Origin of the sequence: Paenibacillus sp. JZ16, assembly GCF_015326965.1 — a bacterium.
Lineage (GTDB): Bacteria > Bacillota > Bacilli > Paenibacillales > Paenibacillaceae > Paenibacillus_AQ.
The window spans coordinates 2681491-2693107 of sequence record NZ_CP017659.1; the positions used below are offsets into that span (position 1 = coordinate 2681491).

The 11617-nt window shown below is 45.0% G+C and carries 10 protein-coding genes; 1 reads left to right on the forward strand and 9 read right to left on the reverse strand.

The features are described 5' to 3' along the window. Positions 1–21 precede the first annotated feature (21 nt). From BJP58_RS12040 to BJP58_RS12070, 7 genes are all read right to left on the reverse strand, one after another. On the reverse strand, positions 22–843 hold the full coding sequence (locus BJP58_RS12040; protein WP_194544115.1) for a carbohydrate ABC transporter permease: 822 nt from the start codon (positions 841–843) through the stop codon (positions 22–24). After that, complete coding sequence (locus BJP58_RS12045) at positions 840–1655, reverse strand: carbohydrate ABC transporter permease (RefSeq protein ID WP_233355134.1); 816 nt, start codon at positions 1653–1655, stop codon at positions 840–842. Before BJP58_RS12045 ends, BJP58_RS12040 begins: the two co-directional genes overlap by 4 nt. Before the next feature lie 237 nt (positions 1656–1892). Next, on the reverse strand, positions 1893–3206 hold the full coding sequence (locus tag BJP58_RS12050; RefSeq protein WP_194544116.1) for an ABC transporter substrate-binding protein: 1314 nt from the start codon (positions 3204–3206) through the stop codon (positions 1893–1895). Positions 3207–3391: 185 nt separating this feature from the next. After that, a complete protein-coding gene (locus tag BJP58_RS12055) occupies positions 3392–5182 on the reverse strand; it encodes a sensor histidine kinase (protein ID WP_233355054.1) in 1791 nt (596 codons plus the stop codon). After that, on the reverse strand, positions 5179–6750 hold the full coding sequence (locus tag BJP58_RS12060) for a response regulator (RefSeq protein WP_194544117.1): 1572 nt from the start codon (positions 6748–6750) through the stop codon (positions 5179–5181). Before BJP58_RS12060 ends, BJP58_RS12055 begins: the two co-directional genes overlap by 4 nt. A 236-nt stretch (positions 6751–6986) precedes the next feature. After that, on the reverse strand, positions 6987–7502 hold the full coding sequence (locus tag BJP58_RS12065; protein ID WP_194544118.1) for a C40 family peptidase: 516 nt from the start codon (positions 7500–7502) through the stop codon (positions 6987–6989). Between the two features lie 45 nt (positions 7503–7547). Further along, a complete protein-coding gene (locus BJP58_RS12070; protein ID WP_194544119.1) occupies positions 7548–8540 on the reverse strand; it encodes a CgeB family protein in 993 nt (330 codons plus the stop codon). A 155-nt stretch (positions 8541–8695) separates the two neighbouring features. Here BJP58_RS12070 and BJP58_RS12075 point away from each other — a divergent pair, with 155 nt between their 5' ends. Beyond that, the gene (locus BJP58_RS12075; RefSeq protein WP_194544120.1) at positions 8696–9808 is read left to right on the forward strand and encodes a UDP-N-acetylmuramoyl-tripeptide--D-alanyl-D-alanine ligase; all 1113 of its coding nucleotides are present in this window, start codon (positions 8696–8698) and stop codon (positions 9806–9808) included. Positions 9809–9828: 20 nt separating this feature from the next. Here the strand turns inward: BJP58_RS12075 and BJP58_RS12080 are convergent, their stop codons facing one another. Then, a complete protein-coding gene (locus BJP58_RS12080; RefSeq protein WP_194544121.1) occupies positions 9829–10809 on the reverse strand; it encodes a CgeB family protein in 981 nt (326 codons plus the stop codon). Positions 10810–10976: 167 nt separating this feature from the next. Continuing rightward, positions 10977–11612, reverse strand: coding sequence for a polysaccharide deacetylase family protein (locus BJP58_RS12085; protein ID WP_194544122.1), 636 nt, complete (start codon positions 11610–11612; stop codon positions 10977–10979). Positions 11613–11617: the final 5 nt, after the last annotated feature.

The following is an 11617-nucleotide window of genomic DNA, read 5'->3' on the forward strand; positions in this document are numbered from 1 at the left end:
GTTTTCCTCCATATTTCAACTTTATTTCACGGAACCTGTCATCCCAGCAACAAATTGCTTCTGCATCATAAAGAACACAAGCGCCGTCGGCAGCGTCGTAATGACGATGGCGGACATGATCAAACCGTAGTCTGGAGCATAGCCTGATCCCAGGTTCGATATCAGCAGCGGCACGGTCATATTCTCCGGCGACTGCAGCACGATCAGCGGCCACAGATAGTTGTTCCAGCTGTTCAAGAAAGTAATAATCGCTGCGGCTGCATAGGTCGATTTCATCGTCGGCATATAGATGCGGAAGAATAGGCCCAGCTCCGACAGACCATCGATGCGACCGGCTTCCATCATATCCTTGGGAAACATTTTGGTGCTTTGACGGAAGAAGAAGATTAAGAACGCCGTCGTGAATGTCGGCAGAATGACAGCCCCTGCCGTATCAATGCCTAGAAAGGGTACAACCCCTGATACTTTGGCAAACATCTGAAATAAGGGCACCATAATCGCCGCGAACGGAATCATCATCGAGGCTAGCAGGATATTAAATACGATATCTTTGCCGCGGCTGCGGTACATCTCAAAGCCATAACCAGCGGCTGAGGCAACCAGCAGTGAAAGCACGGTAGTCACCACCGAGATTTTTGCGGAATTCCAGAGAGCTTGCCACATGTCCACGGAACTGAACAGATTGTTGATATTCTTGACCAGGTGCGAACCCGGCAGCAGCGTCCCTTTCGTTACGTCCACGGACGGATTGGTGGCACTGACAACCATCCAGATAAACGGAAAGATGGAGATCAGGGCAGCGATAATCAGAAACAGGTAAGTAAACACGCGTTTGGTTTTCATGATCTCTTGTCACCTCCAACTTTGTTCTGGATCATCGTCAATATGACCACCATGAGTACGATCGAGTAGGAAACGGTAGCTGCGTATCCAAAGTCAGGCGTGTATTCGAAGGAAAGATTGTAAATATATTGCGATATCGACATGGTTGCGTTTCCGGGGCCGCCTTTGGTGATGTTAACCACCTCGTCAAACAACTGGAGCGTTCCAATGGTCGATGTTATGGACGTAAACAAAATGATCGGCTTCAATAGCGGAATCGTAATTTTGAAAAACTGCGTGAAGGCATTTGCACCATCGATGCGTGCAGCTTCATACACGGATTTATCGATATTTTGAAGTGATGATAGATAGAAAATCATATTATAGCCTGTAAAACGCCAGGTAATCGCGATGATAATCGTAACTTTCGCCCAGAAAGGGTCGGTAATCCATTGAATCGGTTCCTGGATCAGATGAAGATTCACCAGAAATTTATTGACGATGCCGTCGGCTCCGAACATGTACTTAAAGACGACGGAGTACGCTACAAGCGAGGTTACCGTCGGCAGGAAAATAGCCGTTCTGAAAAAACCTTTAAACTTCAGTCTATCGTCATTGAGCAGCACAGCGATAAAGAGCGCCAGCACCAGCATGACCGGAACCTGAATGAGTAAGTAAATAAATGTGTTCTTGACGGCCGTAAGGAAGGTGGTATCGCTGAACAGACGAATATAGTTGTCTATACCGACAAACTGCAGATTGCTGCCCCTGCCTGATTTGAAGGATAGGATTAACGCTTGAACCATCGGATAGAAATAAAAAATACTAATCATGACAACCGGCACAAGAACAAAGAACCAGCCTGTCAAACGTATCCGCCTTTGACTGTTCAGGCCCTTATGAATTTGCGGGCTTAGCCTGGCTTTTTCTGTATTCACACCACTCCACACCCTTCTGTTGATCCATGTCTTATGGATAGAAATAATAAAACCCTCGCTCCCTTCCTTCAGCAGATGTCCACTTTTCAGGAGAAGAAGGAGCAAGGGCATTTGTGTACTGCCTGAGTGTGTTTAACGAATTTGCGTATCGGCCTGCGCCTGCGCATCTTTCAGAACAGTTTCCACGACTTTACCGCCGAGATACGCCTGCATGGCAACGACCATAATGTCCTCGATGGCGTACGTATTCATGCCGTAGTTAACGTTAGGAATTTGTTCGGTCCAAGCGGCAAAGTCTGATACGACTTTTTGGCCTTGGAAATATTCATCCGCTGCCGCGTAAGCTTCTCCGCTTGCGGCGGCTTTCAGGGTGCCGATGACCCCAACTTTTGTGTTCAACGTCTGATACAGCTCAGCATCGGAAGCAAATGTCTTCGCGAGGAAATCCGCAGCTGCTTCTTTACCCTCTACATTCATGACATACCAGGAGCTGCCGCCAAGGTTGGATGCATGGACGGACCCCTCTGTTGCCGCAAGCTTAGGAAGCGGAGCTACCGCCCATTTACCGGATTGGGAAGCTTCGGCTTTGATCGAAGGTGTAATCCAGTTACCAGTCGGCACGGTAGCCACTTCACCGCTGTTGAATGCTCCGACAAATTGGCTCCAGTCCGAGTTCACCTTCACGATGCCGGAATCCATCATTTCTTTGTACAATTCAAAGGCTTCCTTCAATGGAGCATTGTCTGCAATCGTCGGAGTCTGGCCATCTTCTGCCGTATACCACGCCCCCGCTGATTGGATCATCATGCGGATAAGTCCCAAATCGTTAGGATCGAGCGTAATCATGTTTTTGCCGGTTTTCTCTTTGACGGCTTTGCCAATCTCGATGTACTGCTTCCAGTCGATGTCCTGCAGGTCATCCAGACTGTAGCCTGCTTGCTCGAGATAATCCGTTCGCACGTACATTCCCGTCACGCCGGAATCAAACGGAACGCCGTACTGCTTGCCATCTACGCTGGTCGGGCCAATCTTATAGTCCGCAAAGTCATCCACTTTCACGATGTCCGTCAATTCGTAGAAGGAATCCGGATACGCTTGCAAGAAGCTCTGCGCACGGTAATCCTCAATGAGCACGATGTTAGGCAAACCTTTTGTGGAACCGGAGTTCAACCCGGTGTTCAGCTTTTGAACGATATCGGCCTGCGCATTCTCTACCACATGAATCGTGACGTCCGGATTCACTTGGGCATAGGCTTCTTTAGCTACATTCATGGCGGCAATGTTAAATGCCGGGTCCCAAGCCCATACCGTAATTTCTTTTGGAGCGGCACTGCCTCCACCGCTAGAGCTGCCGTTACTGCCCGACCCGCCTTCCGTACCGCCGCCCGAGGAACATGCCGACAAGAGGAGAACCCCGGCCAGCAGTAAGCTCATTAATTTTTTCAATGTGTAACCCCCTTTTAAGTCTGAAAATAATAAAAGATGGAAGCGTTTTCTCTGCTACGCATCCATCTTATCATTTTGTATTCGTTTTCATTGGCACTATCTTTGTTAGCTTTGGTGCTATTATTGGATCCTGTTTTTCGCCTTCATACCGGCTCTGGTACAATCTTTAGGTTCTTGTAATATCTTTAGCTTTTGGTCAATGGTAGCGTAATGATGATTTTTGTTCCTTCACTGCGTTTGCTTGTAATGTGGATCCCGTATTTCTCGCCGTACATCAACTTAATTCGGTCATCCACATTGCGTATCCCAATGCCGGAGAACAATTGGCGTTTGCTCATCGGTGCAGGCAACGATTCTTCCTCCGCCGGGTTCTGCTCCAGATTCATTCCGTCCCCGTCATCTACAACTTCACATACAAGCTGGTCTTCCTGAACCGCAATCATGATCAGAATTGTTCCCTCTCCCTTGATGTTGAATGCGTGAAAGAATGCATTCTCAATAAAAGGCTTAAGAATGAGTTTGGGCATATGATAATCCAGGCTATCCGGCTCCACAAAGTAATGAACGCGGATTTTCTCACCGTAACGCACGTGATTAATATACACATAATGCTTCAGTGTCTCCAGCTCCTGCCGCACAGGTATGGTGGAATGAATATCGCTGACTGTATTTTGCAGGAGCGATATAAGCGCGTTGATCGTACCCGCGGCTTTTTCCTTGTTGCCCTGCTGCACCAGAAATTTGATCGAAGCCAGCGTATTGTATAAAAAATGTGGATTGATTTGCATTTGGAGCGCGGCCAGCTCCGCATTTCGCTGCTGCTTCTGGGTTTCCATCAATCGATCCACATAATCGTGCAGCTCATCAAGCATATAATTATACGCATTCCCTAATTCCTTAACTTCATAACTGCTATTGGCAACATCTACATGATGATCGAATCCGCTTGTCGGAATATTCGACATCTGTTTGACGAGCACACGGAGCGACTGCGTCATTCGCCGGGTGATCAGAAAAACAATGACAAGTGATATCGCAACGATGGACATGATTGTCAAGGTGACTGCTTTAGCGTTCACCATCTGTCCGGTCACGGCTTTCTTGTCGATCATATTGACCAAATAAAACTCGAATTCCGGCAAGTATTCCGAGAACACAATTCGTTCGTTCCCCATCACATAGGCAGATGCATCGTCCTCTCCCTCGCCCTGATCCGTTACGACTTCTTGAAGCAGCCCCTTATCCGCCATCCCGATCAACTCGGTCCTGTTGCTGGATACAATAACCCCTTCCTCGTTCAACAGCACGACGTCATTGCCTTCGCTTGTAAAATTGGCATAGAAGGGTTTAAAATTCCGGTCGCGAATGGCCACGTATAACGTGCCATACATTCTCCCGGTCGACTGATCAAAGAGAGCTTTGGAAGCGACGAGCATGGGCTCCTTTGCGTCTGCGCTATGACCCTCGTTGCGATAAAGCTGGTATAAGATTTGCGCAGGGTGAGCCATAGTCGCTTTTGTAATCGGGTGATCCTTCAGTTCCTTGGCCGAGATAGACCAATACCAAGGATCTGTGGAATAACTTCTCCCATTCGCTCCAACGATCATGATGCCAACATCGTAAGCACTAAAGTTAGACTGGACCGACTTCATGCCCTCTGTCATCTGGTACGTTTTCATCGCAAGCGCCACGGCCTCCGTCTCTCCGCCCGATAAATAACTGCGGATCGCCGCATTCTGGGCGATCATGGTGGCACCGGTTGCTATGGCGTTATTATAGGACTCCAGGTTTGACTTCATCTGGTTTAACAACTTGCCGTTCGTGATGCTGAATGTCTGCAGAAATAACTTTTCCGACATGCTGATGGTAATGGACAGCGTCAGAAGTGATACGGTCACGATGCTGATGAGGGTCACGAGAAACAGCTTAAGGAATAACCCCTGTTTTCGCAGCTTGTTTATGGCTTGTCCGATCATGATTCCCGTATCTCCCGTGCGTCTTGCCTCCGAAACTGGCTCGGAGAGATGCCTGTCTGCTTCTTGAACACCTTGGTGAAGTAGCTCTGATCCGAGTATCCCACGCTGGCGCTGATTTCGGAAATCGTATGTTCCGTTGTCAGAAGCAGCTCCATGGCTTTTTCCAAGCGGATTTTGTTGAGGTATTCACTGAAACCTTCTCCATTATACACAGCAAAATAACTTGACAGATAAGATGCATTGAAGTGGAACTGCCTGGCCACTCCGGTGAGTGTGATGGGGTCGGCATAATGGTCCTGAATATATTCAAGCAGCCGGTCCATATTGGGATTAACGGATGTATTCGTCTCGCCTATCGCACGTTCCGCTTCGCGGATGAACGCTTCGACAACAGCGATAGCTTCGCTGGCATACCTGGCTTCGTCTATTTTTCGGAAATAATCGTATTTGGCATTCTCCAGGCTTCCGGTCTCAACCTTCATTTTTCCAAGCGTGGTCGCCACGTTAAATATGAAATTCCCCAACGACGATTTGAATTCGAAAATATCGGTGCGATAATCCATCGAGCGCAGGCCGGCGTATTCCAAAAAGCCGGTGAAGGCCTTCCGGTACTGCCTACGTTTCAACAGTTCCATGAGCTCGCCCATGTCATATTCGAGATGCGAATCCGGAAGGCCCGGCAAATGTTCGTATTCAATCAGCGTCCGGTCCTTAAGGAAGAAGCCGTATCGCATGAGTTTCAGATAATTGTCATGGTAGACCTCACCGAGACTTTTAAAATCGGCGAAGCACTGGCTGATAACAAAATGCGTCTCACTCATATCCTGTACCAGTTTGGAGATCAGATGCCGGAGTTCAATAACAAGCTCGTCCCACCGCTCAGGATTCACATTGAGCAGAAAAAGTGCCGTATCGTTAATAAACTTCAACCGTATATACACGATCTCGGACAAAGCAAGCTGCTGAAGCCCTCGTTCCATTTCGTTTCCGAAACTCCATTTGTCACCGGAATCTTTCATGTGCTTCATATCCGCTCCAAAAAACAAATACTGTCCATAAGGGAATATCGAATCCAGCAACACGGGATCCAGCGCAGGCTCATACCCGGTCATAAGTTTCTCGATGGCTTGCAGGATCTGCCCTTCCTCACGACCCGCGCTTGGATCATCCATCGGCTTCATGGCGACCATTTTGGCCGTAGTTTTATTTAGGATGGATAATAGATAATCAGCTTCCAGCTTTGGCTTCAGGATATAGTCCGCTACACCGCTCTGGAAAGTAGACCGGACGTAATCGTATTCACTGAAACTACTGAGCACGATGACTTCGATGTGAGGATGCTTCTCCTTAACAATCTTGACCAGTTTCTCCCCGCCCATGACAGGCATTACGATATCTGTAAGAATGACGTGGGGATTCACCTCATCCATCAAATTCAGTGCTTCCAGACCGTTAGAAGCCTCACCGACGATTTGGTATCCTTCCTGTTCCCAATTGAGCAGGTGTTTAATCCCCTGCCTGACAAGCATTTCGTCATCCACAATCATGATCTTGAATAATGGTTTCATACCTGCCTCCCTTGCAGCCTTGTAACCGTTTACGATTTGCCGGATATGTCTTAGCCAACCTTCATTTCAACGACATGATCTAATTAACTCAAAGATTATGGCATACAAATATCATACACTGCAACGTACAATTAAAAAATATAACGGACTGCATATATACCGTTCCTCTACTAAATACATTTTTAAAAAAAAGGGGTCAAAAAGCCAGACCGGGGGCGGTTCTGGCTTATGCCAAGCTACCTATAAGATTGGGAGCGTGCTAATCCCTCATTATTGTTATCCCCCATGATATACTCATAATAATCCGGTAATCTCTTCGCGAAAAGATAGTAATCTATCCAGCGTCTTTGTTTAGTTTCATTAATAATCTCAGTAAATTCAGAAACTGTAACTCCCTTATACCTGCAAGAATGAAGCATTTTGTTATCCCCCAGAAAGATGGCAATATGAGCTACTCTATTAATCCCTTTCTTCCTGTAACGCTTACGATTAGTAAAAAACAATAAATCGCCACGTTTGAGTTGTTTTTTTTCTATTTTTTCACCTAGCAAACTTTGCTCGCGAGATGTGCGCGGAAGAAGAATGCGAAGTTGACCATACAGAAATTGAATAAATGAACTACAATCAAATTCATTTGTCTGAAAAGGTTTTGCTCCCAAACGATAAGGTGTTGATAGATATTTATAACCTTCCTTTATTATCTTTTCACTGCTATTTTTGATATATAATTTTGGCTTGGTTTTAATTGTCATATATCTCACTCTCCCGAAGTAAAGCCAGGGACGAGGCTTCTTCTTTTAGACATCCGCTGTTATAATGCCTTCACGTTTAAGGACTTGCAAAATCTCCTTGGCTCTAAACTTATACATATGCTTTCTGATTGTAGTCTGTCCCTGGAGTTGAATGGCCTTTCTCTCAGCCGGGTGATTCAAATAATATTTAATCACTCTCTGCATCTCTTCTTTACTCCCTGCAGTAACCAGGTCTTTCCCTGGAGTAAAATAACGCTTTATAGCAGGTGTATCACTAGTTAGCATAAATCCGCCTGAGCCAAGTATCTCATAAGTTCTCTGAGTGAGTTGATTCCTCTTATTTTGAAGACCAATCATGATATCTGTTGAATTGTACACTTTATGTGCTTCCTCATACGGTAAATATCCGTGAATAGCTGACTTAGGAATTGGGCGGCTGAAGATTCCTTTCATCTGATTCCAATGTCGACCGTAAATGTTCAAATCCCACTTGTTTTCCAATACCGTATTTATGCAATCCTTCATCCACTGAAAACGCAAATGATCTGGTTGTTCCCGATATAGTTTCGGATAAGCATTCGCGATGAGGGCGATCTCTGAACGATATTTATTCACAGGTTTTCCCTTCGCATGGACAGAAGGATGATATCCAAAATCCAATTTTGCGCTTCGATATCCCAAGCGTTTATACAAGTTGATTCTCGGTCTGCAAATCGTAAAAATAAAGTTAGGTTTTACACGGCGAATTAATGGCAGCGAAAAATCAAATGTATATCCTGGATCTTCCGTGGCCCAATAGATCACAGGGATACCTGTATTCCTGATTAATTTGCGGATTTGGAGCTGTTTTTCTTGAGTTGAGTTATCTGGTGTCCAACCAATAACCATAATGATTTGCGGACGAAACTTACGAATGAGTTCCTCTGCTGCTTCACGTTTTCTAGGACTAACACACTCTACGCGATGCCCCAAATCCCGAAACCCATTGGGCAGTCCATATATCCACATGGGATGACTTTCTAAAAATAAAATGCGCACCTTTCCTGTCCCCTTTTGTGAGTTCTTCTCGACAGATTATGCATGAAATGACTGTAATGTCATTCTTCAGATGGATCAAATGATGATTCTCGGACATACGATAGCAGGATAAGTCAGATTCGCTCAGTAAGGAAAAGGAGGAAAGCTTAACTTCAATGAGGTCTAATAAATGCGTTGTCATTGGTATAACGGGCAGCTCCGGTAAAACGACAACCAAAGAAATGATTGCTTCTATATTGCAGCAGAGGCATCGTGTATTTAAATCGTATAAGAATGGAAACGATTGTTGGTTCACCTCTCAATACGCAAAGCAGATAAAACCTTCTCACGAGTACGCTGTTCTCGAGTTCGGCATGAAGCATGCCGGAGAGATAACAAAGCACTGCCAATTGATTCAACCCGACATCGGATTAATCACAAACATCGGCAAAGCGCACATTGGGAATTTCAAACATGGAATCAATGGAATCGCGGCATCGAAATCAGAAATTATCAGCGGGATGAAGCCTAATGGACTTCTTGTCACAAATGCGGATGATCCTAACTCCAAAAAACTCACATTCCACGATTCCTTTAAAGGACGGATTGTGACAATAGGCATTAAACAAACGGCAGATTACCGTGCTGGAAATATTCGTTATTCAACTCAGGGGATGTCCTTTTCCGTCATGCTGCGCGGCGCTAATGAACATTTTGATATTCCAAGCATCGGAATCTATAATGTCCAGAATTCATTGTTTGCTATAGCAGTATGCGATCAATTAGGCATTCCTGTTTCGGATATAAAACACGGGTTGCTTCATTACGAGAGACCCTATGCTCGCATGGAGTTAAACCATTTGAATAACGGAGCCATCCTGATTAACGATGCGTATAATACAAAGCCTGAGCTTAATGCGGCACTCGACGTCCTTCGGTACCTAAGTAAAGGAAAACGTAGAGTCGCAGTTATTGGAGGTATAACGGATACGGGAAAATGGACGAAAAATATTCACTACCAAGCAGGAAAGGATCTGGCGCGTTCGGATCTTCATGCTTTATATACGTTTGGAACGAAAGGGAAACACATTGCAATAGGAGCTAAAAAGAATGGAATGAAGAAGCATGTTGTCCAAGTTGCCTCTATGGCAGAATTAAGAAGAAAAGTTCAGCGTGAGATTGGCCTAGGAAGTGTAATCCTGTTTAAAGGCGCTGCTCGGAATAATAATACGATACTGATGCGGTTCATCGATCGTTTACTAGGTTCGAAAACAAGGGAAAACGTTTAAGTTTTCCCTTGTTTCTGTTATTAAATGATTTTATTCTTCTTCAGCACTTGCAGCATATAAGCGGCCCTGTGTTTATAGCTGTGTTTGGCCGCTGCTTTCTGTCCGGCAAGAGCAATTTGCTCACGCTGACGAGGATTATTTAGATAATGTTCAACCAACCTAATCGTGTCTGCTGGAGATTTAGAGGTAACGAGATGAACCCCTGGTTTAAAATGCTTTCGTATTTCGGGTGTATCGGAGGTGATTAGAAATCCTCCCGAGCCGAGTACTTCGTATGTGCGCTGCGTCAGCTGTGTCGGGTGATTTTGAAGACCCAGTATGATTTTACTCGTGCTATAAACCTTATTCGCGTTTCGGTAATCCAAATATCCATGAATCCATTCTTTTGGGATACGTGTTCCGAGGAATGGTTTCATTTTGTCCCAGTTCGTTCCATAAAAGTCGATTCTCCTGCCTGCCTTGAGCAAGGGGCTGATTAGCGTCTTGATCGACGAATGGCGATAATGTTTTGAGTATTTTTTTAGCTTAACGGGGTAACCGTTCGCTATAACCGCTATCGTGTGATTATAAGAAGGATTTGGTTTTACCTTCCGGTGAACAGAACGATGATATCCGAAATCACAATGGTCTGATTTAAATCCTAAAGACCTGTATTCCTTAACTCGTTTTGCACAGATAGTAAAAATAAAGTCCGGCGAAACATAACGGACATAGGGAAGCGTAAATGTATCTGTATGCGTCGGGTCCTCCGTTGCCCAGTACACATGGGGCACCTTAGCCTTCAGAACACACTCTTTAATACACTTCTGCTTCCATTTCGCTGTATTCTCCTCTCCCCAGCTCATCGTAAATATCAGTTGAGGTTTAAAGTCTTTAATGATCCCGGTCAGTTTACGTCGGTTGATTGGACCGGAGATCTTCACGTTATGCCCTAAATCACGAAAGCCATTCGGCAGACCATAGATCCACATCGGATGACTCTCTAAAAATAATATATTCAAATTCAGGCCCCCTCCTTCCTTTACCATTACAAATCGAAGATGATCTCAGCCTTTTCATAAGCTATGCTTTTATATAACAGATGTTCCATGGCGATATGGAATTCGGAGGGAATTGATTTTTTAGGCGGACTTGCTTCAGGAACAAGCAAAATGAATACGATGTATCATCAACAGACCCCAGGTGATCCGGCCTTGAGCAGTTCACTGACGGTTACAAATTCATAACCCTTTGCCCGCAGTATACGAATGATAGTGGAAAGTGCCTTCGGAGTCTGGGAAGCCGTGTCACTTGCGTGCAATAATATGATGTCGCCTGGCTTTGTCCTTGCTGTAGCATTGTTAATAATTTTCTTCACTCCAGGTTTCATCCAGTCTAGCGAATCGATGCTCCATTGAATGGTTGTATAACCTCTGGATTTCAACGTCTTTACCACTCGCTGATTCCAATCCCCATTCGGTGTTCGAATCAAGCGAGGATGCACTCCGAGTGTCGAAATTAATGCATGTTCAGCCTTTATCGATTGCTTCTTGATCCACTTATTTGTCTGTTCCGTATAATTCTCATGTAAATACCCGTGCGATCCAACCTCGTATCCCGAATATTTCACTTGCCTTGCGATTTCGGGATAATGGCGTGCCCATGTTCCTGATAAAAAAAAGGTTGCCTTATCTACCTGTTCTTTCTTTAAGATTTTGATTACAGGTAAGGGAACTTTACTTCCATTTCCAATGTCAAAAGTTAAAGCAATCCATTTTTTATTGTTTTTTAAATTCACTCTATACACGGCCTGATTGTTGTTCAATCCGT

What these genes read in the sequence shown, in the direction of transcription:
- BJP58_RS12055 (WP_233355054.1), bottom strand. Translation starts at nt 5,182, where the DNA reads ATGATCGGACAAGCCATAAACAAGCTGCGAAAACAGGGGTTATTCCTT.
- BJP58_RS12040 (WP_194544115.1), bottom strand. Translation starts at nt 843, where the DNA reads ATGAAAACCAAACGCGTGTTTACTTACCTGTTTCTGATTATCGCTGCC.
- BJP58_RS12045 (WP_233355134.1), bottom strand. Translation starts at nt 1,655, where the DNA reads ATGATTAGTATTTTTTATTTCTATCCGATGGTTCAAGCGTTAATCCTA.
- BJP58_RS12075 (WP_194544120.1), top strand. Translation starts at nt 8,696, where the DNA reads ATGAGGTCTAATAAATGCGTTGTCATTGGTATAACGGGCAGCTCCGGT.
- BJP58_RS12065 (WP_194544118.1), bottom strand. Translation starts at nt 7,502, where the DNA reads ATGACAATTAAAACCAAGCCAAAATTATATATCAAAAATAGCAGTGAA.
- BJP58_RS12060 (WP_194544117.1), bottom strand. Translation starts at nt 6,750, where the DNA reads ATGAAACCATTATTCAAGATCATGATTGTGGATGACGAAATGCTTGTC.